Consider the following 26,219-nt stretch of genomic DNA (forward strand, 5'->3'; position numbering starts at 1 on the left):
TGGACGGACGAGTGAGGCATCGACGCAATTCTGGCGGTCCGGGCTTCGGGAGCCGTTATCGGCTCCGGCCGGCTTTCAGGCCGTTATCAGGCCGGCAGGTCGCGCTTCAGCGCTTCCAGCGAACCCTTGCGATCGCCCGGCAGCTTCATCGTGGTGCAGGTGCCCTTGGCAACGTATTTCCAGGAGTTGCCCTGGTAGTTGACCTTGGACGTGCCGGCGCAGGTCGTGCCGGGGCCGGCGGCGCAGTCGTTCTTGCCGGCCATGGCAACCCCGAAGCACTTTTCCTTGGCGTCGTCAGCGGCAGCCGGCGAGACGGAAGAAACGAAGGTGGTGGCGGAGACAGCCATCATGAGTGCGCTTGCAACAGCGGATGCGCCGATTACGGTCTTGGTGGACATTATGTATTCTCCTCAAATTGTGTCGGGTTCGGCGGGGCTGAAATTCCCGCCGCCGGAGCCTCTCTGGTCCGGTGAAAAGAAACTCGCACATCTTCTGTTGAAATGGAAATCAACCTGCGTTTATCCGACGATAAACAGCGTGTGATCGCAGCGTGACGAGTGCGTCATCGAAGACGCGACGTTTGTGAGCGTCGCGTGATCATCAGGTTACCGAAGGAGTTCGACGAACCGGTCCACTTCGGAAGGCTCGGTCGCGAAGGATGTGACGAGACGGACCAGCGTTTCGTCCGCAGCGATCACGTCATGCAGGTGCTCGGGAATTTCATGCCAATCGGCGAAATGTGCGCCTGCCTCCCTGAGCCGCCGGGAGGCGTCGTTGTGGACGATCGCAAAGATCTCGTTGCCATCTGTCTTCCATGCTTCACGCGCATCGGAGCTTGCGGCAATGCCCGCCCGCAGGCGGTCCGCCATCGCGTTGGCATGGGCGGCAAGTTCCAGCCAGAGGCGGTCTTCGAAATAGGCGTCGAACTGGGCGGCGACGAAGCGCGTCTTGGAGAAAAGCTGGGCCGACTGCTTGCGGATGAAGGGGAGCTGGCGGGCCTGTTCGGGATTCATGAAGACAATGGCTTCCGCGCACCAGCAGCCGTTCTTGGTCGCTCCGAAGGAAAGGATATCCACGCCGCGTCTCCAGGTCATATCCGCCGGAGACACGCCGAGGGCCGTCAGCGCATTGGCGAAGCGCGCTCCGTCCATGTGAAGCGGGACGTTGTTGTCCTTCGCGATACGGCCGATCCGTTCGATTTCATCAAGGCTATAAAGTGTTCCGGATTCCGTGAGTTGGGTGATGGTGACGGCCATCGGCTGGCCGGCATGAATCCAACCCGGCGGGATTGAACGCAGCCCGCGCTCCAGATTAATCGGTTCGATCTTTCCGTGCTGGCCACCGAGCGGTGTGAGACGGGCGGCGCTCGAGAAGAAGCCCGGCGCGCCGCATTCGTCGCGGAAGACATGCGCGCTGTCGTGGCAGAAGATCACGCCGCCAGGCTTGCCGACGCTGGCGAGCGCCAGCGAATTGGCGGCTGTGCCGGTCGAGACGAAGAAGACGGCGACCTCGCGCTCGAAGATGTCGTTGAAGGTCTGCTCGACCTTCTTGTCCAACGCCGAGGTTCCATAGGCCGAGGCGAAGCCGCCGGCTTCGGTCGTCAGCCGCTGGGCAATCTTCGGATGGGCGCCCGCCCAGTTGTCGGAGGCAAAAAACATCGTAAAATCGGCCTTGTTCGTGTCTAACTTTGGATAACGCGGACCTTAGCCAATTGTCCCCAGCGCGGCCACCAGTCACTCGCACGAAACCGGAAATTTGATCATTTGGGCAATATTGCGATCCTTTTCACGGAAGTAGCGAAATTAAATTACGTAAAGTCGTAATTTTGCGAAAGCTTGTGCGGCGAGACGTTAATATTTTCCCTTGAGGCCCTTGCAGCTGGGCCATGTTTCTGGCATAGAACGAATGAAATAGGACAGGTTTGCTGTCCTATTTCGGTCTTGAAGGGCCGAAGCTGCGGCAAAAACGCTGGAAACAGCGACAATTCGCGCTATAGTCCGATCGTCACTTGCGGATGATAACGTCCGCTGAAGGACATCAATCAAGGCATGAGAATTTCGCAGGTTCCTGCGCCGGATAACGGGGCAGGCGAGGCTGAGGGATGCTCAAAGACGGAGATGCACAGCTTTGTGCTGTGCGACGGCCATGAGGGATGCAGCGCTCCGCTGCGTCAAGGGAATGAACAGGGGCGTCCGCGCGTGCGGACCAGTTTTTGGAGGAAGGACGATGACGGATTTGTCGCCATCTCAGGTCATGGGTGTAGACATCGCGGCTGGTGAGACCACGGCCACGAAAACCCGCGCCTTCGCCCGAAAACTCCCGGACGCTCAGGGTCTCTATAACCCGGCTAACGAGCATGACGCCTGCGGCGTCGGCTTCGTCGCCCATATGAAGGGTGTGAAGTCGCACCAGATCGTCAAGGACGGTCTGTTCATGCTGGAAAACCTGACGCATCGCGGTGCTGTCGGCGCCGATCCGCTGATGGGCGACGGCGCGGGGATTCTCGTGCAGATCCCGGATCGCTTCTTCCGTGAGGAAATGGCAAGTCAGGGCGTGACCCTGCCCAAGGCTGGCGAATATGCTGTCGGTCACATCTTCATGCCGCGCGAGGGCGATCAGGTCGCGCATTTCAAGAAGGTCATCGGCGAGGTGATCGCGGAGGAGGGGCAGGTGCTTCTCGGCTTCCGCGACGTGCCGGTCGACAACTCTTCGCTCTCCAAGGCACCCGACATTGCCGCGACCGAGCCGCACCATGTGCAGGTCTTCATCGGCATGGGGGCGGGCGTAGCGTCTGCCGTCGAATTCGAACGCAGCCTCTTCCTGCTGCGCAAGGTGATTTCCAACCGCATCTACAACGAGGGCGGCGGGCAGGAAAACCGCGACTTCTATCCGGTATCGCTGTCGTCCTCGACCATCGTCTACAAGGGCATGTTCCTGGCCTATCAGGTTGGGGCCTATTACAAGGATCTCACCGACCCGCGGTTCGAAAGCGCGGTCTGCCTCGTGCACCAGCGCTTCTCGACCAACACCTTCCCGTCGTGGAAGCTGGCGCATCCCTACCGCATGGTTGCCCATAACGGCGAAATCAACACGCTGCGCGGCAATGTCAACTGGATGGCGGCGCGTCAGGCGTCCGTCTCGTCGCCGCTCTTCGGCGAAGACATCTCCAAGCTCTGGCCGATCTCCTATGAAGGCCAGTCGGATACGGCCTGCTTCGACAACGCGCTCGAATTCCTCGTGCGCGGCGGCTATTCCATGGCGCATGCCGTCATGATGCTGATCCCGGAAGCATGGTCTGGCAACCAGTCCATGTCGCCCGAGCGCAAGGCGTTCTACGAATATCACGCCGCTCTCATGGAGCCGTGGGACGGTCCGGCAGCGGTCGCCTTCACCGATGGTCGCCAGATCGGCGCGACGCTCGACCGTAACGGTCTGCGTCCGGCCCGCTATATCGTCACCTCCGACGATCGCGTCATCATGGCCTCCGAAGCTGGCGTGCTGCCGGTCGAGGAAGAAAAGATCGTCACCAAGTGGCGTCTGCAGCCCGGCAAGATGCTGCTGATCGACATGCAGGAAGGCCGCATCATCTCAGACGAGGAGATCAAGTCCTCGCTCGCCAACGCGCATCCCTATCGCAGCTGGCTCGACAACACGCAGCTGATCCTGGAAGACCTGAAGCCGGTCGAGCCGCGCGCGCTGCGCCGCGATGTCTCGCTTCTGGATCGCCAGCAGGCCTTTGGCTACACGGTGGAAGACACGAAGATCCTGATGTCGCCCATGGCGACGACAGGCCAGGAAGCGATCGGCTCGATGGGCACGGATACGCCGATCTCCGCCATGTCGTCGAAGTCGAAGCTGCTCTACACCTATTTCAAGCAGAACTTCGCGCAGGTGACGAACCCGCCGATCGACCCGATCCGTGAAGAGCTTGTCATGAGCCTCGTCTCCTTCATCGGGCCCCGGCCGAACATTCTCGACCACAAGGGCGCTTCGAAGGCGAAGCGTCTGGAAGTTCGCCAGCCGATCCTGACCAATGGCGATCTGGAAAAGATCCGTTCGATCGGTCACACGGAAGACCGTTTCGACACCAAGACGCTCGACTTCACCTATGAAGCCGAGATGGGCGCCGAAGGCATGCCGGCGATGATCGAGCGTCTCTGCGAGCGCGCCGAAGCCGCCGTCACCAGCGGCTACAACATCATCATCCTGTCGGACCGCCAGATCGGGCCGGACCGCATTGCGATCCCGGCGCTGCTGGCAACGGCCGCCGTGCATCACCACCTGATCCGCAAGGGGCTTCGCACCTCGGTCGGCCTCGTTGTCGAGTCCGGCGAGCCGCGCGAAGTGCATCACTTCTGCTGTCTGGCCGGTTATGGCGCTGAAGCCATCAACCCCTATCTCGCCTTCGATACGCTGATCGACATGCATTCGCGCGGCGAATTCCCGAAGGAAGTCGACGGGTCTGAAGTCGTTTATCGCTACATCAAGGCGGTCGGTAAGGGCATTCTGAAGGTCATGTCCAAGATGGGCATTTCGACCTACCAGTCCTATTGCGGCGCGCAGATTTTCGATGCCATTGGCCTCAATTCCGAGCTGGTCGAGAAGTTCTTCTTCGGCACGGCAACCACGATCGAAGGTGTCGGTCTCGAAGAGATCGCCCGCGAGACGGTGGACCGTCACCAGTCGGCCTTCGGCAATGATCCGGTTCTCGCCGGCACGCTCGATGTCGGCGGTGAATATGCCTTCCGCAAGCGTGGCGAAGGCCATGCCTGGACGCCGGACGCGATCGCCTCGCTGCAGCATGCCGCGCGCGGCAACTCGCGTGACCGGTTCAGTGAGTTCTCCGCGCTGGTGAACGACTCGACGCAGAAGATGAATGCCATCCGCGGCCTCTTCACCATCAAGGATGCCGCAGCGCTCGGCCGCAAGCCGGTCGCGCTCGATGAAGTCGAGCCGGCAGTCGAGATCGTCAAGCGTTTCGCCACCGGCGCCATGTCCTTCGGTTCGATCAGCCGCGAGGCGCATACGACGCTGGCGATTGCGATGAACAAGATCGGCGGCAAGTCCAACACGGGCGAGGGCGGCGAAGAGTCCGAACGCTATCTGCCGAAGCTCGACGGTTCGCTGCCGCTGGAGCGCTCGGCGATCAAGCAGGTCGCTTCCGGCCGCTTCGGCGTGACGACCGAATATCTGGTCAATGCCGATGTGCTCCAGATCAAGGTCGCCCAAGGTGCCAAGCCCGGTGAAGGCGGTCAGTTGCCCGGCCACAAGGTGGATGCGACGATTGCCAAGACGCGTCACTCGACGCCGGGTGTCGGCCTCATCTCGCCGCCGCCGCATCACGACATCTATTCGATCGAAGATCTGGCGCAGCTGATCTACGACCTGAAGAACGTCAACCCGAAGGCTGATATCTCGGTCAAGCTCGTCTCGGAAGTCGGCGTCGGCACGGTTGCCGCCGGTGTGGCCAAGGCGCGCGCCGACCATATCACCATCTCCGGCTACGACGGCGGCACGGGCGCTTCCCCGCTCACCTCGCTCAAGCACGCTGGCTCGCCTTGGGAAATCGGCCTTGCCGAAACGCATCAGACGCTGGTTCTCAACGGCCTGCGTTCGCGCGTTGCGCTGCAGGTCGACGGCGGTCTCAAGACCGGCCGCGACGTCATCATCGGGGCGCTGCTCGGGGCCGACGAATTCGGTTTCTCGACCGCGCCGCTGATTGCTGCCGGCTGCATCATGATGCGCAAGTGCCATCTGAACACCTGCCCCGTGGGCGTGGCAACGCAGGACCCGGTTCTGCGCAAGCGCTTCAAGGGTGCGCCGGAGCATGTCATCAACTTCTTCTTCTTCGTTGCCGAAGAAGTGCGCGAAATCCTCGCCTCCATGGGCTTCACCAGGCTCGACCAGATCATCGGCCAGACCGACATGCTCGGCCAGGAAGAGCTGATTGCGCATTGGAAGGCCAAGGGTCTCGATTTCAGCCGCATCTTCCACAAGGTCGATGCGCCGAAGGAAGCGACCTATTGGACGACGCGTCAGCATCATCCGATCGAGCACATTCTCGACCGGACGCTGATCGAGAAGGCGATGCCGGCTCTGGAATCGAAGACGCCGACCGCCTTCGAAGTGTCGATCAAGAACGTCGACCGTTCCGCCGGTGCGATGCTGTCGGGCGAAGTCGCCATGCGCTACGGCCACAAGGGTCTCAAGGACGACACGATCGACGTGACGCTGCGCGGCACGGCCGGCCAGTCGTTTGCCGCCTTCCTCGCCCGTGGCGTGACCTTCCGCCTCATCGGCGACGGCAACGACTATGTTGGCAAGGGCCTGTCGGGGGGCAAGATCATCGTGCGTCCGCCGGAAAATGCGAAGATCGTGGCTGAAAACTCGATCATCGTCGGCAACACGGTTCTCTATGGCGCGATTGCCGGCGAGTGCTACTTCAACGGTGTGGCCGGCGAACGTTTCGCTGTGCGCAACTCCGGCGCGGTCGCCGTTGTCGAAGGCGTGGGCGACCATGGCTGCGAATACATGACCGGCGGCGTTGTCGTCGTCATCGGCAAGACGGGCCGCAACTTCGCGGCCGGCATGTCCGGCGGCGTGGCTTATGTCCTGGACGAGGAAGGCGATTTCGCCAGCCGCTGCAACATGGCCATGGTCGAGCTCGAGCCGGTTCCGGAAGAGGATGACATGCTGGAGAAGCTGCACCACCATGGCGGCGACCTCATGCACAAGGGCCGCGTGGACGTCTCCGGCGACATGACCCGTCACGACGAGGAGCGCCTCTACCAGCTCATCGCCAACCACCTGCATTACACAGGCTCGCCGCGCGCGAAGGCTATCCTGGATCATTGGACGGAATACCGTCCGAAGTTCCGCAAGGTGATGCCGGTCGAGTATCGTCGCGCGCTTGAGGACATGGAACGCATGAAGATGGGTGTCGCGGCGGAATAAGTTCACTGGGGTCACCTGTTGTGATATGCTGTGGGCATATGACAGCGGTGGAGCCTGATATGAACGAGTATGTGAAAGACGCTGGTGAAGGTGGCGAAGTTGCAGTCGCCATCTTCAAGAATGGTCGAAGCCGTGCTGTTCGCATCCCGAAGGAATTCGATCTTGAAGGTGATCGCGCCGTGATGGTGCAACAACCGGATGGCTCGATCCTGATGCGGACGGCAATGACTGCCGGGCTGATCGAGTATCTCAAGCGGGCGGAAGCCTGGAGTGGAGAGGATTTCGTCGAAAGCGACGATGATCTCGCGCCGCTCGATGAGGTCGAGATCTGATGCGGTACATGCTCGATACGAACATCGTTTCGGCGATCGTGAGGGATCCGCGTGGAAAGGTGTTCGAACGGCTGCTCGAGGTTGGGGAAGAGAACGCCTTTATCAGCATCATCACCCATGGTGAGATCTGGTACGGCGTGAAGAAGAACGGCTCCGAGGAGCTGGCGCAAAAGGTATCGGCAGTGACGCGGCGCCTGTATGTGGCGCCACTGCAGCTGCCCACTGATCAGCGTTACGCCGAAATCCGGCTGGCGTTGAGGCAAGGAAAGAATATCGGTCCAAATGACCTTTGGATCGCGGCACATGCGGTGGCGTTGGACGCCGTGCTGGCGACGAACAATGAACATGAATTTTCCCGGGTGCCGGGGCTGAAGGTCGATAACTGGATGAAATAGGCGCGAGGCCGCGCCGCCTAGGGGACGCTGGAATGATCGTCACGACGACGAATACGATAGAGGGACGCGAGATCGTCGAGTACAAGGGCATCGTCACGGGCGAAGCCATTCTTGGAACGAACGTGTTTCGCGATTTCTTCGCCAGCATCCGCGATATCGTCGGCGGGCGCTCCGGGTCTTACGAGCGGGTTCTGCGCGATGCGCGCGAGACGGCTCTTTCCGAGTTGCAGGGCGAAGCCGCCCGCCTCGGTGCCAACGCAATTGTCGGTGTCGACATCGACTATGAAACGATTTCGACCGGTTCCAGCGGGTCGATGCTGATGGTTTCGGCCTCCGGCACTGCCGTTGTGGTCCGGTAAACAGGTGGGAGTAATATGGGCAAGGTAACAGGTTTTCTGGAAATCGACCGGCAGGTGGCGAAGTATCAGACGGCGTCTGATCGTATCCGCCATTTCCGCGAATTCACGATCCCCATGTCGGATGCGGAAGTGCAGAAACAGGCGGCCCGCTGCATGGATTGCGGCATTCCCTTCTGTCACGGCGATACCGGCTGCCCGGTTCACAACCAGATCCCGGACTGGAACGACCTCGTCTTTTCCGGTAAGTGGAAGGAAGCAATCGCCAACCTCCACTCGACCAACAATTTCCCGGAATTCACCGGCCGCGTCTGCCCCGCGCCTTGCGAGGAAGCCTGCACGCTGAACCTCGAGGACGTACCTGTCACCATCAAGACGGTCGAGCAGGCGATTGCCGACAAGGCCTATGAGCTCGGCTATATCGTGCCGCAGCCCGCGACGGTGAAGACCGGCAAGCGCGTTGCCGTCATCGGCTCCGGCCCGTCCGGCATGGCGGCTGCCCAGCAGTTGGCGCGCGCCGGCCATGAGGTCCATGTCTACGAGCGCGAATCCAAGGCCGGTGGTTTGCTGCGCTATGGTATTCCGGACTTCAAGATGGAGAAGAACTTCATCGATCGCCGCGTCGAGCAGATGCAGGGCGAGGGCGTGACCTTCCATTACGGCTTCAACATCGGCGTCGACATCCCGACCGAGAAGCTGATCGCCGAGCACGATGCCGTGCTTTATTGCGGCGGTTCGGAAACGCCGCGTGAAGCGGGCATTCCGGGTGCCGATCTTGCCGGCGTGCATGATGCCATGCCCTATCTCGTCCAGCAAAACCGCCGCGTCGGCCGCGAAGACATCGACAGCGTCGGCTGGCCGTCCGATCCGATCCTGGCAGGTGGCAAGCATGTCGTCGTTGTTGGCGGTGGCGATACGGCGTCCGACTGCGTCGGCACGGCCTTCCGCCAGGGTGCCGTTCGCGTCACCCAGCTCGACATCCGCCCGCAGCCGCCGGAAAAGGAAGACAAGCTCGCCGTCTGGCCCTATTGGGCGACGAAGATGCGCACCTCCTCCTCGCAGGCCGAGGGCGCTGTGCGCGAATTCCAGGTCGGCACGCTCGAATTCGTCGGCGAAGACGGCATTCTGACGGGCGTGAAGTGCGTTCAGGTGGACGACAAGCGCAAGCCGATCGCGGGCACCGAGTTCATCATCAAGGCCGATCTCGCGTTCATCGCCATCGGCTTCCGCGGTCCGTTCACCGACAGCGTTGTCAAGGAACTCGATGGCAAGATGGCGGTCTCGACCGACAAGCGCGGCTCGCAGAACGTCATCGCCAACACGCGCGACTACAAGACCTCGGTCGACAAGCTCTGGGCTGCCGGCGACGTGCGTCGCGGCCAGTCGCTGGTCGTCTGGGCGATCCGCGAAGGCCGTCAGGCGGCTGCCGCGATTGACGAAGCACTGATGGGCGCGACGAACCTGCCGCGCTGATTGCGGTCAGGTCTGAACGATTTGGAAGCCGCTCTCTCGGGGGCGGCTTTTATTTTGTCCGGATCTTGTAATCGTCCACGCGGCCGGCGGGCGCGGTTCCGGTATCGCCATGGAGGACGAGACGGTCGCGGGCGCTGGGCGCGACGAGCGGCGCGCTCGCACTCGTCGCGATGCGGGCGGCGAGCGCATTGGAACCGTCGAGCGAGGGGTCGGTCATGCTGATCGGGTCGGTCCGGGTAATGGCGACCGGGGCCGGTGCGGATGGCATGGCGAGCTGCGGCAGGCCGTAATCCGATATCGGCGGATTGGCGGTCGCCAGCGGCGCCTGAACGCTTGTGTCGCCGAGGATGCGGCGCAACGGCTTCTCGACGTAGAAGGCTGCTTTGGCGCGACCCGCCTTGGTGAGGCTGACACCATCCGACCCGCGAAGCCGGGCCTGCTGTCCGTCCACGCCGGACCCTGTGGCTGCGAACTTTCCGTCAGCGTCGATGAAACCTTCCCATATGTCGATGAAGGTGCCGCCGGCGGCTTCCACCTGCCGGCGCAGCATCAGGTTGATGGTCACGATGTCGGCGGTCAGTGACGGCGACTGGAAGGGCGGGGCGCCGACCCAGAAGACAGGGACCTGCCGTTTGGTCGCAGCCGATGTCAGCTCCGAGACGCGGCGCTCATATTCGGCGGTCCATTTGGGCGTGTGGAATTCCTCGCGTGTCCCGTCAATGAGCATTCTCTGACGGTCGTTGGAGCCCAGTGCGACCACGACGGCGACGGCCTTCGTTTCGTCGAGAAGGCCGGGAAGCGATGCAAGCCAGTCGCGGTGGTCGTTGCGCACGAGGCCCGACGCACCATCGGTCTTTTCATCGATCACCACGCCCGGCTGACCTGCAAACATGTCCATCAGGCCGTCGCCGACCGAACCGGCCATGAAATCGCCGATGACCAGGACGTGCTTGGCCGTATCAAGCTTTTTCACGGGCTGCGCCGGGTTGCTTGTATCGATGTTCGTGATGGACGAGGGCTTCGGCTTCGGTTTGGCCTTGCGCTTGACCGGTGCTGCCGGGGGTGCCTGTTCGGGCGCCTTGCGCGTGCCAAACAGGAGATCGAACAGCGTGCGATGCCGCTCCTCAGCCATGGCAGGGCCTTCTCCGATCAGAACAACTGCAAAGATGCCGAGCAAAAGCGCGGCAGAAAGCCGGGCGAAGGTCAATCGGGGCATGAAAAATCCGGCGCGTTTCATCGTGCCGGATGTCTTATCATGGAACAGTTGGCAATCAAAAGGCAAGAACGTCCTGCCTCAGCGTCGAAGGTGCTGAAGGAGCGTCTTCGAGGGTTCGGGTTCGCCGTTCAGTCCCTTCCGTTTCATGAAGGCTTCGATGGCCGTCTTGGAGCCGGAGCCTAGATTGCCGTCCACCTCGCCGCTGTAATAGCCGAGCGCCTTGAGACGGGACTGAATCTCGAATTTTTCTTTTGCATCCAGGGCGCCCTCCGGGCGGGGCCAGCTCTGGACGAGACCGGTGGATCCGCCAAGCTGGTCGGCCAGCATGCCGACGCCGAGGGCATAGTTGTCGGAGGCATTGTAGCGCTTGATGACATAGAAATTCTTGGTGAGCAGGAAGGCCGGTCCGCCTTCGCCAGCGGGCATTTTTAGCGTTGCGCGCTCATCCTTGAACTTGAAACCACGGTCGCCGGGGCGGCGAAAGCCAAGCTTTTCCCATTCGGCGATTGTCTTCGTCTTGCCGGCAAGGCTGCCGGCGCGGCCGGGCGCCACGACCTCGTAACCCCAGGTCCGGCCGTTCTCCCAACCGTTCTTGTGCAGCAGGTTGGCGGCGGTCGCCAACGCATCCGGCACGGAGTGCCAGATGTCGCGCTTGCCGTTGCCATCCGCATCGACACCATAGATGAGATAGCTGGTCGGAATGAATTGCGTATGGCCCATCGCGCCGGCCCAGGAGCCGGTCATCTCGGAGGGTTTGATGTCCCCGGCCTGAATGATCTTCAGCGCCGCAATCAGCTGCTTCTTGGCGTAGCCGGCCCGCTTGGGGTCCGCATAGGCGAGCGTTGCCAGCGCCTGGGGCACGTAGTGAAGCTTCTCGGTCTTGCTCAGGACCGCGCCGTAGTTCGATTCCATCGACCAGATGGCCATCAGGATATTGCGATCCACCCCAAAATATTTCTCGATGTTCTGAAGCGAACGCATATTCTTCGCTGCAGCTTCCTTGCCCATCTTGACCGTGTAGGGGTTCACGCGGCTGTCAAGATAATCCCATATCTGCGTCGTGAATTCCGGCTGATACTGGGCTTTCTGCAGCACATCAGGGTCCGGACTGGTGATGCCGGCGAAAGCGGCATTATAGGTCTGGGCCGTGATCCCTGCCTTGGCCGCTTCCGGATAGAATGTCTTGATCCACTTCTCGAAGCGCGCTTCTGCCAGGGCTCCCGTCGGGGCGAGGGCAAGAAAAACGGCTGTAAATCCGCCAAGCAGGACGGATGTCATGGAATTGCCTTGTGCATGCTTCATTGGATCGCTCCTGTGTATGGGACACCGGGTGAGACACGCAAAGTTACAAACAGGACCTCAACAAATTCTTTACCATGCTGAAGATTTTTTGTTAGGTCTCGTTTTTGAGAGGGGCTTCAACTCCCGGTTTTTTAAACATGCAAGCTTATCGAGAGCTTGCGAAACGCTTTTATTTTGCACAAGGCCAATACATGTCACAGTCGAATAAAGTTCGGAAAGCTGTCCTCCCTGTCGCGGGTTTCGGTACGCGCATGCTGCCGGCAACCAAGGCGATGCCGAAGGAAATGATTACAGTCGTCGACAAGCCTGTTCTTCAATATGTCGTCGATGAGGCCATCGAGGCCGGTATCGAACATTTCGTGTTCGTCACGGGTCGAAATAAGGCGGCAATCGAAGATTATTTCGACATCCAGTACGAACTGGAACAGACTCTGAAAGAGCGCAACAAGAAGGCCGAGCTTTCGTTGCTCGAACATCACCGTCTGCCGGCCGGTGCGGCGAGCTTCACGCGTCAGCAGGAGGCTCTCGGCCTCGGCCACGCCGTGTGGTGCGCACGCGACATCATCGGCAACGAGCCTTTCGCGCTGCTTCTGCCGGACATGCTGATGAAGGGCGATATCGCCTGCATGAAGGGCATGATGAACCTGTTTTCCAAGACCGGTGGCAATATCGTCGCCGTGGAGGAATGCGATCCGGCGCTGGCGCATAAATACGGTATCGTGGGCGTCGGCGACGAGATGGATGGCGGCTTCCGCATCACCGGCATGGTTGAAAAGCCGGCCAAGGGCACCGCGCCGTCCAATCTCTACATCAATGGCCGCTATATCCTGCAGCCGGAGATCTTCGAGATTCTCTCGACGCAGGAGCGTGGCGCGGGCAACGAAATCCAGCTGACGGACGGCATGCTGAAGCTCGCCAAGAACCAGGAGTTTTTCGGCTATCGCTTCAAGGGCCGCACATTCGACTGCGGCATGAAGGAAGGCTATGTGCTGGCCAATGTCGCCTATGCGCTGGATCGTCCGGATATCCGTGCGAGCGTCGAAGGCGATCTCAAGGCGCTGCTGGCCGCGCTGAAATAATCAGCGCTTCACCTTCAGTTCGGCAATTGCGCTCCAGGAACGGGTATTGGTCCCGTTCCTGACATCGGTATAGTTCCAGCCGACTGTTCCTGAGAGATCGACGTAGCGGCTGAGGGACCAGGTCAGGCCCGCAGTCGCTGCCCATTCGGTCTGGTCGGATGCCACGCCGGTGGGAGAGAAATGACGGAAGGTCGTCGAGCCGCTGAGCCGGGCGACCAGATTGTCGATCATCTGCTGCGAGAGTGCCGTGCTGACCGTATAATAGGTCGAGCCGCTGACGCCGGCGGTGGTTGAGGGATCGACCCCTGTGGTCAGCGTCAGGTTGACGTCGGTGCCGCGGATCGGCGACCAGTCGATCTTTCCGTCCAGGGTGACCGCGCCAATGCGGGCGAGACGGGAATCGAAGTAGCGAACCTGCTTGTAACCGACAGCGACTTCGCCCCGGAGCTTCTCCTGGAAATCGAGCTGAACGCCGGTCTTGGCGGCGTAGATATCCGAGTTGCGGTTGAAGCCGTTACGGTCGAGCGTCTGGTCGCTGATGGCGCGACCGATGGAGGCTTCCACAAACGGCGTGATCGCCGGCGAGATTTCATAGCCGAGCCGGAGCCGCCCCTGCGCGGTCGTCTGGTTTCGATCGCTCATGGACATGAGCGATCCGTCGCTCAGTGTGGCGGCCGTGTAGACATTGCGCGTCAGTGATCCGGCGACCGTGCCGCGGAACTTGCCGAATTCGCGGGTCACGTCCACGCCCGCGCTGGCGGTGTGAATGCCGGACTGCGTGGTGGCTCCGATGATGGAGTTGGGATCGGTCGAGCTCTGGCGGGCGAAGCTGTAGCCGGCTGTCAGGTTGGCCGTGGTCAGGCGATCGATGTCCAGGCGCAATTTCGCATCGACATTCGCGGTCGGCTTGGTTTCGCCGGTGCCGCCGATATTCGTCTGCCACACGCCCGCAGCAGAAATGCTCAACTGATGCAGCGACCAGTCCGAAATGATATCGGCCTTGCCTGTCGTCTGCAGGAAGCTGCGCGTGGTTGTCGTGGCGCCATAGGTCGTGCTTTCGACGCCGATGCCCTCGCCGATGCTGGGGCGGATAATGAGGGTGCCGACGCGGACACCCGGTGCTTCGATATCTTCGCGGCGCGGCCGAAGATTATCGATGGTGCCCGTGCGCGTGTTGTCGGTCGGCTCGCGGAAATTCATGCGACCGAACATGTCCGGATCGGGGCTTGCGGCTGCCGTTGCGTTGACAGCCGGGCGTACGGTGGTCGTTGCGGGCGTGGTCGGCATGGCCTGGGCGCCGTCATCAACGGGTGCCGCACCATTGTCACCGGTGCGTAGCGAGAAGGTTGACGACATGTCGAGCGGATTGCCTGCCGGGGATGCGGGTATCGATCCGGCGTCCTGCGTGACCGGTGCCATGGTCTGCGCGCTGGCGACCGATGCGACAAGGACAGTCGCAGCGCCGGCGAGGAGAAGCCTCGTCAGGGCGGGCAGGCGAAGCTTGGTGCGGTTTTCGGTCGGCATGAGACGGCGCGGCTTTCAGTATGATTTGTTTTCAAACGCGAAATTATTTCAACATGGTAAACAGTGTGTTGACGCGCGCGGCCGGAGGGGAGAAAAACACGTGAATTCTCGGGTTCGCAATGCGCTACAGGCTTCCTCGTTTTGACAGGCAGCTTGAAGAGACTATATAGAACCTCGCTTGCCCGGGCCTGTCGCAGGGGTTGCAGGCACAAGGGCAGTATTTCCCGCCGGAGACCCGAACGCGCCGCGAGGGTCTGACGAGGCGGGCGCGGAAGGTGCGCAAGCATGATCGACAAGCCGTTTACCACCGATAGGGTAGACATCACCGCCGCCGGAAAGCGGACCGTGGAGACCGGCATGGCCGGCCTTGCGGCGCTGGCGCGTGCCATGGATGGACCGCTCGGCGAGGCTTTTGCGAGAGCGGTGACGACCATCGGCGAAAGCGCAGGCCGCGTTATCGTCACCGGCGTCGGCAAGAGCGGCCATATCGGTTCGAAGATCGCCGCCACCTTCGCCTCGACGGGGACGCCCTCCTTCTTCGTGCACCCGGCGGAGGCCAATCACGGCGATCTCGGCATGATCACGCGCGACGATGCGATCCTTGCGATGTCGTGGAGTGGCGAGACGGCCGAAATGCAGGGCATCATTGCCTTTTCGCGGCGCTTCTCGATCCCGCTGATCGCGGTGACCTCGGGTGAAAAATCGGCGCTGGCGCGGGCTGCCGATGTCGTGCTGCTGCTGCCGAAGGAGAAGGAAGCCTGCCCGCACGGGCTCGCGCCGACGACCTCGACCATGATGCAGCTTTCCATCGGCGATGCGCTGGCGATTGCGCTTCTGGAGGCGCGCGGTTTCTCCGCTTCGGATTTCCGCACCTTCCATCCGGGCGGCAAGCTCGGCGCCTCGCTGACGCATGTCTCCGAGATCATGCATACGGGCGAGGAAATCCCGCTCGTCGGGCTGGGCACGCTGGTTCCTTTTGCGGCGATGGTGCTTTCGGAAAAGCGCTTCGGTTGCGTCGGCGTGGTCGATACGGATGGCTGCCTGGTCGGGATCGTCACGAATGGCGACATGGCGCGCAACATGAGCCGCAATCTCCGCGACACGAAAGTGGAAGAGATCATGACGCGCGGGCCGAAGACGGTGGGTCCGGACACGCTTGCCATGACCGCCATGGCGATGCTCAACGATCACAACATTTCAGCACTTCTGGTGATGGAAGACCGCAAGGCGGTCGGGATCGTGCATTTCCACGATCTGCTGCGGATCGGGGTGGCGTGAGCCTGATTTCCCTTTGGGGAAAAGGCCTTATTCCACCACGACTCCCAATTCATTCCCCGACGCGTTGACGATCCGCACCTTCGCGCCAGCGGGCGCATCCGGTCCCGAGACGCTCCATGTCGTATCGCCGATCTTCACGCGGCCACGCCCATTCTCGATCGCTTCCGTGACCGTGACCACGCGACCGACGAGGCTTTCGCCGCGCTGGTTGAGGTGCGGTTCGTCGCTTGCCGTGTCACCGCGCTTCAGGAGCGAGCGGCCGACAAGCACGGCGACGAAGGAGAGGACGACGAAGGTGACGACCTGGACCTGCCAGGCCCAGATTGCCGAACCCCAGAGGGCGAGCGAGAGAAGGCCCGTGGCGATGCCGGCAAGGCCGATCCAGAACAGGAAAACGCCGGGGACGACGATTTCCAAAATCAGCAGGACGACGCCGAGAACCCACCAGCTCCAGGGGCCTGCGCGGCTGACGAGATCGGCGATCATGGCGTCAGCCTTCGCGGGTCGGAGTGACGGGCGGTGTGACGGCGGGCGTCGTGCGCGGCCGACCGGCAGGCGCTGCAGGGCGCGCTGCGGGGCCGGCCTGATCGCCGAAGACTTCGCGAGCAATGGCACCGATGCCGCCGAGCGAGCCGACGAGGGCGGAGGCTTCCATCGGCATCAGCACGACCTTGGAATTCGGACCGGAGCCAATGGCCTGCATGGCTTCGGTATATTTCTGTGCCACGAAATAGTTGATCGCCTGGATGTCGCCGCTGGCGATGGCCTCGGAGACCATTTTGGTGGCCTTGGCTTCGGCCTCGGCCTGACGTTCACGCGCTTCGGCATTGAGGAAGGCGGACTGGCGCTGGCCTTCGGCCTCCAGAACGGCAGCCTGCTTGGCGCCTTCGGCGCGCAGGATCTGTGCGTTGCGGGCGCCTTCGGCTTCCAGCACCTGTGCGCGCTTTTCACGCTCGGCCTTCATCTGGCGACCCATGGATTCCACGAGATCGCGCGGCGGCTGGATATCCTTGATCTCGACGCGGGTGATCTTGATGCCCCACGGGCTTGCCGCGTCGTCGACGACATGCAGGAGCCGGTCGTTGATCTTCTCGCGGTTCGACAGGAGTTCATCCAGATCCATCGACCCCATGACGGAGCGGATGTTGGTCATCGTCAGATTGAGGATGGCCTGCTCGAGATTGGAGACCTGATAGGCAGCCTGTGCGGCGTTCAGCACCTGATAGAAGGCAACGGCGTCGGCTGAGACGGAGGCGTTGTCCTTGGTGATGACTTCCTGGGTCGGCACCGCAAGCACCTGTTCCATCACGTTCATCTTGTTGCCGAGGCGGTCGATGAAGGGGATGATGAGATTGAGGCCGGGCTCCAGCGTGCGCGTGTAGCGGCCGAAGCGCTCGACCGTATAGCGATAGCCCTGCGGCACGGTCTTGATGCCGGAATAGAGGAAGATGATCGCCAGCACCACGATGGCGATGACGGTGATGTCCGATCCGGTGAAGTCCATGGGTGTCCCTCCAGCGTGGGCGCGCGCTATCCGCGCGGTTTCCCATCATGCTGCAATAAGAACTTGGGAATGGCGATGTTTATTTCAAGGCGGGGGCGGGGAAATCGGTCCAAGAGTTCGTTCGACCTGTGCCCTGTCGTTGATGTAGGCACAAACGGCCCCACATACTCCGTCATGCCGGACTTGATCCGGCATCCAGCCAGCCCGCGTCTGCGGGCTGAGAAGACCCTTACAAAGGAGTCCTTTCGCGCGATGGACATCGCGCGGCTGGATCCCGGATCAAGTCCGGGATGACGGAGGAGAGAGGGCTGACGGAAGAAAGGTGCGTTTAAACCCAGCCCTGCAGCTCCCGCCGCAGCACGGTCTCCAGCACGTTCATCCCGTCCACGCTATCGTTGAGACACGGAATATGCGTGAAGTGTTCGCCGCCATTGTGCTCGAAGCTTTCCTTCGCCTGTTCGGCGATTTCTTCCAGCGTTTCGAGACAGTCGGAGACGAAGCCGGGGTTGAGCACGGCAATGCGCTTGGTGCCGGTCTTGGCCAGTTCCTCGACCGTCTTGTCGGTATAGGGCTGCAGCCATTCTTCTGGCCCGAAGCGGGACTGGAAGGTGACGCGGAACTTTTCCTTCGACCAGCCGAGCTTTTCGCGCACGAGGCGGGCCGTCTTCATGCACTGGCAGTGATAGGGATCGCCGGCCTTGAAATAGGATTGCGGGATGCCGTGGAAGGAGGCGAGCACGACTTCAGGTTCCCAGTCGAGCGTGGCGAGATGCGCGGTGATCGAATTGGCCAGCGCCTCGATATAGGCGGGCTCGTCATGATAAGGCGGCACGGTGCGGATTGCCGGCTGCCAGCGCATTTTCTGCAGCTTTTCGAACGCCTTGTCGTTGACGGTCGCGGTCGTGGCGGCGGCATATTGCGGGTAGAGCGGGAAGAGCACGATGCGCTCGCAGCCGGCGGCCTGAAGCGCCTCGATGCGCGAGGCGATCGAAGGGTTGCCGTAACGCATGCCCCAGTCGACCACGACATTGGGCAGATCCTTGAGGCGCTCGGCCATCAGTTCACCCTGCGAACGGGTATAGGTGCGCAGATAGCTTTCGTTGCGCTCCTTGTTCCAGATCGTCTCATAGGCCTTGCCGACCTTGGCCGGGCGGCGGTTGAGAACGATGCCGTAAAGGATCGGATACCAGAACAGCCGCGACCACTCGATGACGCGGCGGTCGGTGAGGAACTCTTCCAGATAGCGGCGCATGGAGGCCTTGTCGGTGCCGTCGGGGGTGCCGAGGTTGACGAGGAGAACGCCGACCTTTCCGAAGGCGACTTTCGGGTGGTCGGCAGGGAGCGCGCCAGGCATCATGGTCTCAATCTTCCGCTTTCGAATGTCTCTGTCGCCCATATAGGCGAATTCATTGCCATTTGCATTGATGGCAAACGGCAATACGACAAAAAAGCGCGGATGGTTGTCCGCGCTTCCAAGAAATCAGGTCGGGTGATGTATCGCTCAGACGGCCTTGCGGGCGAGCGAGAACTGCGCGCCGGAATCGGTCGTGCAGTTGAGCTGGTTGGACGTCACGAGCGCACAGTTGACGCGCGACTGCGTGTTGCGCACCAGCGAGGTCATGTTGATTTCGACGATCGTCGGGGCCTTGCTCGTATAGGTCCCGGAGGCGAGCAACTGGTTCGTGTCGGTGGTGCGCGTCGTGAACGTGCCGGCCTGGAAGCTCGAGACGATCCCGTTCGGGTCGATCCACTGACCTTCAACGCTGGTCTGCTGCTGTTGCTGGACGGGCGGCAGCGAGCGCGGCGCGGGCGACGACATGCAGCCCGAAAGTGCAAGGCTGGCGCCGAGGGCAAGGCAGAGGTGAGATTTCTTCATAGCATTCTCCGGCATGTTCATGGACCATGAAAGGCTGACGCTCGCGGCGTCTTTATGGCCTTTCCGGCGAATTAAACGTGTCAGCGCACATTTTTTTACAGTGTTGAGCAGCGCGCTCTGGATGCGATTCCTATCCCGTGGACCGAGATTGCAGCGACGCCCCAGTCAAAGCAAGACCGGGGCGTCGAATTTACATATTATCCTATATATTTCGGCGAGACTTCAGGTGCCGCTCAATGAACAAGGATGTTCTTGAACTGCCATGCATCCTTCTCGTCCAGCTTTTCCGGGAAGAGGCCCGGGCGGCCATCGAGCGGGGTCCAGTCGGTATAGTGGCCTTCGACCGGGCCGAGATAGGGCATCTGAACTTCGAGGCAGCGCTTGTAGTCCATCTCGTCGGCCTCGACGATGCCGGCCTTCGGATTTTCAAGCGCCCAGACCATGCCGGCGAGTACGGCCGAGGTGACCTGGAGGCCGGTTGCATTCTGGTAGGGTGCGATGCGGCGGGTTTCTTCCAGCGACAGGCGCGAGCCGTACCAGTAGGCGTTCTTCTCGTGGCCATAGAGCAGCACGCCGAGTTCATCGACGCCGTCCACCAGCTCGTTCTCGTCGAGAACGTGGAGGACGGGCTGCTGGTGGCCCCCATTGCCGAACATTTCATGCAGCGACAGAACCGCGTCGTTGGCCGGATGATAGGCGTAGTGGCAGGTCGGGCGGAATTCGGCTTCGCCGTCCTTGTCCTTCACGGTGAAATAGTCGGCGATCGAGATCGACTCGTTGTGGGTGACCAGGAAGCCATATTGCGGGCCGGGCGTCGGGCACCAGGTGCGCACGCGCGTGTTGGCGCCGGGCTGTTCCAGATAGATGGCGGCCTTGCAGCCCTTCTTGTGCTTCCTGGCGTTCTTCGGCATCCACTTTTCATGCGTGCCCCAGCCGAGTTCGGAGGGCTGCAGGCCTTCCGAGATGAAGCCTTCGGCCGACCAGGTGTTCCAGAAGACGTTCATCGGCTTCGGGTTGATGGTGCGCTGCGTGTCGCGCTCGGCAATGTGGACGCCCTTGACGCCGAGCGTCTGCATGAGCTTGGCCCAGCCTTCGCGGTCGTTGACGGCCGGCTCGTCGATCTTCGTGCCGGTGTCCTTGGCGAGGTTGATCAGCGCCTGCTTGACGAACCAGGAGACCATGCCGGGGTTCGCGCCGCAGCAGGACACGGCCGTCGTGCCGCCGGGGTTCTTGGCCTTTTCCTTGCGCACAGTTTCGCGCAGCGCATAGTTGGTGCGCGCTTCGTTGCCGAGCGAGTTGTCGAAATAGAAGCCGAGCCAGGGTTCGACGACTGTGTCGATATAAAGCACGTCGAGCTTGCGGCAGAACTTGATCATGTCGAGTGAGCCGGTGTCGACCGAAAGGTTGACGCAGAAGCCCTGGCCCTTGCCTTCAGTCAGAAGCGGCTTCAGCAGCTCCTTGTAATTGTCCTTCGTGACATGCGCCTTGATGAAGCGGATGCCGCGTTCTTCGAGCAGCTGCACATCTTCGCCGCGCGGGTCGATGACGACCATGCGGGACTTGTCGAACTTGAAGTGACGTTCGATGAGCGGCAGCGTGCCGCGGCCGATCGAGCCGAAGCCGATCATGACGATCGGGCCGGTGATTTCGCCATAGATCGGATATTGAACGTCAGACATCGGGTCCGTGCTCCTGAAAATGCGCCTGCGAGGAATGCAGGACAGGTTGGCGGGTCCCGTTATCGGGACCTGTGCGCGCTCTAACCACAGAATCGAGTCACAATAAAGTACAAACGAATGTTTGGATGGATGCAGTGCCCGGAAAGCCTGGTCTTCATTGCAGATTTCGCAGAAATGTCATGAGCTTCTCGCGCTTCTCGGTCATGCCCTTGTAGGCCAGTTGCTCCGCGCTCATCGCCTCAAGCCGGGCCGCAAGTTGCTGGGCAAGTTCGGGACGCGCCGTGACGGCGGCAATCGGGTCCTGATAGATGCGGATGGTGAAGAGCATGGCCCCCGTTTCGGGCAGCTTACGCAATGTCTGCCGCTCGACGCGAATGAAATTCGAGGCCGGGTCGAAGCTCTTTCGCGCCAGCCGCGCGCCCTTTTCCGGCGGCCAGTCGAGATCGGCTTCCGGATAGATCGACCAGTTGAAGCGCTCGACCACGCGGCCGGGCGCGATGCGGTCGAACATGCGGACGATCAGCCCGTCATTGCGGCTGCCGGGCTCGAAATCCGGCACGGGACCATGGATTTCGCCGATGGTCTTGCCTGCCTTCTCCTTCAGCGACCATGACGACGGGAAGGCCACATAGCCTGCCGTCACCCGCCAGCCGCCATCGCGGTTTTCGAGAAGGACCAGATCGTCGGCGACGAGAGAGCCGGCGGTAAGCAGCGGCGCCTCGGGGGCATCGAGGGGGATACTGCGGCCGAGGAAGGCAAGGGTGTTGCCGTGCCGCGCATAGACGGTCGCATGCTCGGTGAGCAGATGTGCGATAAGCGTCGCCAGCGCCTCGGCCTGCGCAGCCTCGGAGCCCGCCACCGCCTGAAACACGGCGTCGCGATCCTCGCTCAGCAGCCGGTCCTTCTCCGCCAGATACCGCTCCAGATCCTCATCCGTCTCGATCCAGCGTTCCGGCGCAATCTGCGTCAGCCCGATGGCAAAGGGTTCGGACGAGCCGTCATAGGGCGTGAAGCGGGGCTTTTGCATATTCAGCCCTTCAACCCCTCGAATCCCTCTGCCGTCGTGGTGAAATTCACTTCGACGATGTCGATATCGGCGATGTCGTGGATCACGAACGGGTCTTGGGTGCAGAGCGCTTCGATTGCCGGGCGTTCGCCGCGAGCGAGAATCACGCCGCCGGTGCGGGGGATTTTGCGGCCGGAGGCGATGAAGGTTCCATCGGCATAGGCGGCCTTCAGCCAGTCCATATGGGCGGCCATGTGCTTGTCAGCTTCTTCGGTGGGTTTCTTGTAGGTGAGCGAGATGATGAACATGGGCTAGTCTCCTATAAGTTCCGCACGGATCAGGCCGCGTAGCGAATTGCCGACCAAGAGGTTTCGGCCGTTCAGGTCTTCCGGGCGCAGGTGATGGTTATAGGCCTTGCGGGTGCAGATGAGCGACGTGCGCAGCACGCCGGCGAGGCAGCCGGAGGAGATGGGGGGCGTCATCAGGCGGCCATCGTCGCCTTCGACGAAGAGATTGGTGATCGTGCCCTCTGTGAGTTCGCCTTTTTCGTTGAGGAGGATGACTTCGTTGATGGTCTCGGTCGGGAATTCGGCGCGGGCGGCCTCGTAGAGTGCGCGGCGGGTGGTCTTGTGGCGGATCAGCGGGTCTGTCGAGGCAGTGCGGGTTTTGGCGATGGTGATGCGCCAGATGGTGTTTTCGGGCTGGAGGGTGAAGGGGGCGGCGGTGATGTTGATTTTGCCTGTGGGGGAGAGTTCTAGGCGGAGGCGTTGCACGTTTTGAGGTGCCGCACCCCCCTCTGTCCTGCCGGCGTTCGTCGCTGCAATCGATTCACTGGATCGATTGCTTCGCTCCGCGAACCGCTCCTCACCCCCCGCAAGGGGGGAGATTGGATGGAGCGGCGTTCCGCCTTCATTATTGGCCTTTGCGTCAAGAGCGCAGGTCAGGGCGCTTGCGATCTCCCCCCTTGCGGGGGAGATGCCTGGCAAGCCAGAGGGGGGTACTCCGAGGTGCGCCGCCAAGGCTTCTTCCGCCTTGTCCGCGCCGGCAAAACCCAGCCGTCTTGCCGAGGTCTCCAGCCGTTTCAGATGCAGGTTCAGCCTCGCAATGCCTTCGCCCGGCGTATAGCGCATCGTTTCGAAGAGCGAGAAATCCGTCATCTTGCAATCTCCTCGTCGCCGACGGCGAAGCGGGCCTTCAGCAGCGCTTCGGCATATTCATCCTCAGCCTTCGAATCGAAAACGATGCCGCCGCCGACGTTGAAGGTGGCCTTGCCGTTGTCGAAAAGCGTGATCGTGCGGATCGCCACATTGAACAGCATTTCGCCGGAGGGGGCGATATGGCCGATGGCGCCGCAATAGGCGCCGCGCGGGGTCTGTTCGAGCCGGTGGAGGATTTCCATCGTCCATAGTTTCGGTGCGCCGGTGATCGAGCCGCAGGGGAAGAGGGCGGCGAAAATGTCGGTCAGCGTCGTTTCCTGCAGGAGCTTCGCGCGGACGTGGCTCACCATCTGGTGCAGCGTCGGATAGGTCTCGACCTCGAAGAGCTTGGGCACGGAGAGTGTGCCGACCTCGGTAATGCGTGAGATGTCGTTGCGCAGGAGATCGACGATCATGCGGTTTTCGGCCTTTGTCTTTTCATCCGCCTTCATGGCTTCGATGATGGCGGCGTCTTCCGCCGGGGTCGCGCCGCGCGGGGCAGTGCCCTTCATCGGATGCGTTTCGATCCAGCCGTCTCGATCCACCTTGAAGAAGAGCTCGGGTGAGCGTGACAGGATGATCGGGCCGCCGAGATCGACCAGCGCGCCGTATTTCACCGGCTGGCGTTCGGCGAGTGCATGGAACGCCTCCAGCGGGTCGCCATGCCATTCGGCGTCGATGGGGAAGGTGAGGTTGCCCTGATAGCTGTCGCCCTTGCGCAGATGGTGGTGGAGGATGTCGAAACGGGATTGGTAGGTTTCGAAGTTCCAGCGGGCGCGGGGGGCGGTGAGGAGTGGGAGGTTGGAGCCGGCGCCGTGCGATTCCCTCATCGGAAGGGCCGCGTCTCTTGGCGCGTCAAAAATGCCGAAAAGAAGATAGGGCACCGCCCCGCCATCTTCCGCCAAGCGCTCGATGCGCGGCTCGAAGAGATGTCCGGCTTCGTAAGACAGATAGCCGGCCAGCCAGTGGCCGGCCTTGTGCGCCGCTTGCAATGTCTCAAGCGCCGCAAAGAAATCAGCCTTCCGGTCGACGCGGACAATCTCGCGCGGCTCCGTAAACAGCGTCGTGCGGTCGGCTGGATCGTCGCGAAAGACAATGAAGGGTTTGGCGCTCATTACGCCTTATCTAACGCCTCCAGCTCATCGATCAGCCCTTCGATCATCGACAGTCCCTTGCCCCAGAACGACGGATCGGAGGCATCCAGCCCAAAGGGGGCGAGAAGTTCGGAATGGTGCTTGGTGCCGCCGGCCTTCAGCAGCGCGAAATACTTGTCCTGGAAGCCTTCCGCCGCGTTCTGATAAACGGCGTAGAGCGAGTTCACCAGGCAGTCGCCAAACGCATAGGCGTAGACATAGAAAGGCGAATGGATGAAGTGGGGGATATAGGACCAGTAGGTCTCGTAGCCGCCGCCGGAGAGGTCGATGGCCGGGCCCAAGCTTTCGGCCTGCACCGACATCCAGAGTTCGCCGATCCGGTCGGAGGTGAGTTCGCCTTCTTTCCGGGCCGTGTGGACCTTGCGCTCGAATTCGTAGAAGGCGATCTGGCGCACGACCGTGTTGATCATGTCCTCAACCTTCTGTGCGAGCATGGCCTTGCGTTCGCGTTTGTCCTTTGTCTTGTCGAGAAGGGCGCGGAAGGTCAGCATTTCGCCGAAGACGGAGGCGGTTTCGGCGAGCGTCAGCGGGGTTGCGCACATCAGCGCGCCCTGACCGCCGGCGAGAACCTGATGCACGCCATGGCCCAGTTCATGCGCCAGCGTCATCACGTCGCGCGGCTTGCCCATATAATTGACGAGTACGTACGGATGCGCGGACGGCACGGTCGGATGCGCGAAGGCGCCCGGCGCCTTGCCGGGGCGGACCGGCGCATCGATCCAGTCGCGGTCGAAGAAGGTCTTGGCTATGCCGGCCATTTCGGGCGAGAAGGCGCCGTAGGCCGAAAGAACCGTTTCGCGGGCCTCATCCCAGGAGATCGTTGCATCCGGGGTTTCCGGCAGCGGCGCGTTGCGGTCCCAGAATTGCATCTTGTCCATGCCGAGCCACTTCGCCTTCATCGCGTAGTAACGATGTGACAGGCGCGGGTACGCGTCCTTCACGGCGGCGGCGAGCGCATCGACGACCTCGCGTTCGACGCGGTTCGCCAGATGGCGGCTGTCGGCAATGTCTTCGAACTTGTGCCAGCGGTCGGAAATTTCCTTGTCCTTGGCAAGCGTGTTGGTGATCAGCGTGAAGGTGCGGATATTGGCGGCGAAGGTGGCGGCGAGCGCGCGGGCAGCGCTTTCGCGCTTCTTCGGGTCGCCGCTCTGCAGGAGGCTCAGGGTCGCTTCAAGGCCGAGCGTTTCGCCATCAACGTCGAAGGTCAGCGTTGCCATGGTCTCGTCGAAGAGACGGTTGAAGGCGGCGGCCCCCGTCATCGACTTTTCCATGAAGAGCTGTTCGATGCGGTCTTCCAGCTGGTGCGGCTTTTCCTTGCGCAGATCGCGGATCCAGGGCGCGTAATGCGCGGCGAGCGGATCGATGGCGATGGCCTGCTCGATCACCGCGTCGTCGATGCGGTTCAGCTCCAGCGTGAAGAAGAGCAGGTGGCTGCCGAGATCGGTAAGCTTAGCCTGCGCGTCGCCATAGAGCTTGCCGTTGGCCGGATCGGCCGTGTTGGAGAAATAGGTGAGCCCCGCAAACGAGGCGATGCGGCCGAGAATATCGTCCAGCGCATCATAGTCGCGGATGGCGGCGCCCAGGCCATCATTGCCGGATTTCGTGGCGGCATCCGCCAGCTTGTCTTTCCAGCGGGTTTCAAAAGCGATGGAGTCGGTTGTCGCCTTTTCCAGCGCTGCCTTGAACTCCGGGCTGTCCTTGGAGGGGAAGAGGTCGGCAAGGTTCCAGGAGGGCAGGTCGCCCAGCTCCGGCTTGATCGCGGCCCCTGTCGTTGCGCTCATGGCAGCCAGGTTTTTCGCGAAGTCGAAGGTCCGGTTCAGCATGTCGCCGCTCTCCCTATGTCATTTGTCATTACGCCGATTGAATGCGTTGCGGATCGATAAAATGCAAGCATT

At 61.6% G+C, this 26,219-nt stretch carries 22 protein-coding genes; 7 read left to right on the plus strand and 15 right to left on the minus strand.

The window, feature by feature from the left end:
* Positions 1-86: 86 nt before the first annotated feature.
* Both ABID16_RS14665 and ABID16_RS14670 read right to left on the minus strand, forming a co-directional pair.
* On the minus strand, positions 87-398 hold the full coding sequence (locus tag ABID16_RS14665) for a BufA1 family periplasmic bufferin-type metallophore (protein WP_354557090.1): 312 nt from the start codon (positions 396-398) through the stop codon (positions 87-89).
* A gap of 207 nt (positions 399-605) precedes the next feature.
* The gene (locus ABID16_RS14670; RefSeq protein ID WP_354557091.1) at positions 606-1,658 is read right to left on the minus strand and encodes a threonine aldolase family protein; all 1,053 of its coding nucleotides are present in this window, start codon (positions 1,656-1,658) and stop codon (positions 606-608) included.
* Between the two features lie 595 nt (positions 1,659-2,253).
* Here ABID16_RS14670 and gltB point away from each other — a divergent pair.
* The 5 genes from gltB to ABID16_RS14695 are packed head-to-tail and all read left to right on the plus strand — an operon-like array spanning position 2,254 to position 9,510.
* Positions 2,254-6,954: a glutamate synthase large subunit gene (gltB, locus tag ABID16_RS14675; RefSeq protein ID WP_494337803.1), complete on the plus strand. Its 4,701-nt coding sequence runs from the start codon at positions 2,254-2,256 to the stop codon at positions 6,952-6,954.
* A 59-nt stretch (positions 6,955-7,013) separates the two neighbouring features.
* Positions 7,014-7,286 carry an antitoxin gene (locus ABID16_RS14680; RefSeq protein WP_354557093.1) on the plus strand — a complete coding sequence of 91 codons (273 nt, stop codon included), beginning with the start codon at positions 7,014-7,016 and terminating at the stop codon, positions 7,284-7,286.
* A gap of 8 nt (positions 7,287-7,294) precedes the next feature.
* A complete protein-coding gene (locus ABID16_RS14685) occupies positions 7,295-7,681 on the plus strand; it encodes a type II toxin-antitoxin system VapC family toxin (protein WP_354557094.1) in 387 nt (128 codons plus the stop codon).
* Positions 7,682-7,713: 32 nt separating this feature from the next.
* Positions 7,714-8,040, plus strand: coding sequence for a heavy metal-binding domain-containing protein (locus ABID16_RS14690; protein WP_230839077.1), 327 nt, complete (start codon positions 7,714-7,716; stop codon positions 8,038-8,040).
* Between the two features lie 15 nt (positions 8,041-8,055).
* Positions 8,056-9,510, plus strand: coding sequence for a glutamate synthase subunit beta (locus ABID16_RS14695; RefSeq protein WP_354557095.1), 1,455 nt, complete (start codon positions 8,056-8,058; stop codon positions 9,508-9,510).
* A gap of 49 nt (positions 9,511-9,559) precedes the next feature.
* On the opposite strand, the gene ABID16_RS14700 is transcribed toward ABID16_RS14695, so the two are convergent.
* Positions 9,560-10,726, minus strand: a complete 1,167-nt coding sequence (locus ABID16_RS14700; protein ID WP_354557096.1) for an SGNH/GDSL hydrolase family protein — start codon at positions 10,724-10,726, stop codon at positions 9,560-9,562.
* A gap of 78 nt (positions 10,727-10,804) precedes the next feature.
* A complete protein-coding gene (locus tag ABID16_RS14705) occupies positions 10,805-12,028 on the minus strand; it encodes a lytic murein transglycosylase (RefSeq protein ID WP_435532422.1) in 1,224 nt (407 codons plus the stop codon).
* Positions 12,029-12,219: 191 nt separating this feature from the next.
* Between ABID16_RS14705 and galU the strand changes: the two genes are divergently transcribed.
* The gene (gene galU / locus ABID16_RS14710; RefSeq protein WP_354557097.1) at positions 12,220-13,107 is read left to right on the plus strand and encodes a UTP--glucose-1-phosphate uridylyltransferase GalU; all 888 of its coding nucleotides are present in this window, start codon (positions 12,220-12,222) and stop codon (positions 13,105-13,107) included.
* Here the strand turns inward: galU and ABID16_RS14715 are convergent, their stop codons facing one another.
* Positions 13,108-14,631 carry an outer membrane beta-barrel protein gene (locus ABID16_RS14715; RefSeq protein WP_354557098.1) on the minus strand — a complete coding sequence of 508 codons (1,524 nt, stop codon included), beginning with the start codon at positions 14,629-14,631 and terminating at the stop codon, positions 13,108-13,110. It lies immediately after the preceding gene.
* Positions 14,632-14,916: 285 nt separating this feature from the next.
* On the opposite strand from ABID16_RS14715, the gene ABID16_RS14720 reads away from it, so the two are divergent.
* On the plus strand, positions 14,917-15,909 hold the full coding sequence (locus ABID16_RS14720; RefSeq protein ID WP_354557099.1) for a KpsF/GutQ family sugar-phosphate isomerase: 993 nt from the start codon (positions 14,917-14,919) through the stop codon (positions 15,907-15,909).
* Between the two features lie 27 nt (positions 15,910-15,936).
* Here the strand turns inward: ABID16_RS14720 and ABID16_RS14725 are convergent, their stop codons facing one another.
* From ABID16_RS14725 to ABID16_RS14770, 10 genes are all read right to left on the minus strand, one after another.
* Positions 15,937-16,395 carry an NfeD family protein gene (locus tag ABID16_RS14725; RefSeq protein ID WP_354557100.1) on the minus strand — a complete coding sequence of 153 codons (459 nt, stop codon included), beginning with the start codon at positions 16,393-16,395 and terminating at the stop codon, positions 15,937-15,939.
* A gap of 4 nt (positions 16,396-16,399) precedes the next feature.
* Complete coding sequence (locus ABID16_RS14730) at positions 16,400-17,413, minus strand: SPFH domain-containing protein (protein WP_354557101.1); 1,014 nt, start codon at positions 17,411-17,413, stop codon at positions 16,400-16,402.
* 328 nt (positions 17,414-17,741) lie between these two features.
* Entirely contained in the window at positions 17,742-18,770 is a 1,029-nt protein-coding gene (hemH, locus tag ABID16_RS14735) for a ferrochelatase (protein WP_354557102.1), read from the minus strand.
* Between the two features lie 144 nt (positions 18,771-18,914).
* A complete protein-coding gene (gene omp10 / locus ABID16_RS14740) occupies positions 18,915-19,289 on the minus strand; it encodes an outer membrane lipoprotein Omp10 (RefSeq protein ID WP_354557103.1) in 375 nt (124 codons plus the stop codon).
* Between the two features lie 233 nt (positions 19,290-19,522).
* Positions 19,523-20,968 (minus strand): homospermidine synthase, encoded by a 1,446-nt coding sequence (locus tag ABID16_RS14745; RefSeq protein ID WP_354557104.1) that lies wholly within the window; start codon positions 20,966-20,968, stop codon positions 19,523-19,525.
* A 154-nt stretch (positions 20,969-21,122) separates the two neighbouring features.
* Positions 21,123-21,995, minus strand: coding sequence for a heme-dependent oxidative N-demethylase family protein (locus ABID16_RS14750; protein WP_354557105.1), 873 nt, complete (start codon positions 21,993-21,995; stop codon positions 21,123-21,125).
* A gap of 2 nt (positions 21,996-21,997) precedes the next feature.
* The gene (locus ABID16_RS14755) at positions 21,998-22,282 is read right to left on the minus strand and encodes a YciI family protein (protein WP_354557106.1); all 285 of its coding nucleotides are present in this window, start codon (positions 22,280-22,282) and stop codon (positions 21,998-22,000) included.
* Between the two features lie 3 nt (positions 22,283-22,285).
* On the minus strand, positions 22,286-23,131 hold the full coding sequence (locus tag ABID16_RS23625; protein ID WP_435532423.1) for an aminotransferase class IV family protein: 846 nt from the start codon (positions 23,129-23,131) through the stop codon (positions 22,286-22,288).
* The gene (locus tag ABID16_RS14765; RefSeq protein WP_354557107.1) at positions 23,128-24,285 is read right to left on the minus strand and encodes an aminodeoxychorismate synthase component I; all 1,158 of its coding nucleotides are present in this window, start codon (positions 24,283-24,285) and stop codon (positions 23,128-23,130) included. The genes ABID16_RS23625 and ABID16_RS14765 overlap by 4 nt, the downstream gene beginning before the upstream one ends.
* The gene (locus ABID16_RS14770) at positions 24,285-26,105 is read right to left on the minus strand and encodes a M3 family oligoendopeptidase (RefSeq protein WP_354557253.1); all 1,821 of its coding nucleotides are present in this window, start codon (positions 26,103-26,105) and stop codon (positions 24,285-24,287) included. Before ABID16_RS14770 ends, ABID16_RS14765 begins: the two co-directional genes overlap by 1 nt.
* Positions 26,106-26,219: the final 114 nt, after the last annotated feature.

It is taken from the genome of Limnomicrobium aquaticum, from assembly GCF_040545545.1.
Taxonomy (GTDB): domain Bacteria; phylum Pseudomonadota; class Alphaproteobacteria; order Rhizobiales; family Rhizobiaceae; genus Ensifer_A; species Ensifer_A aquaticum.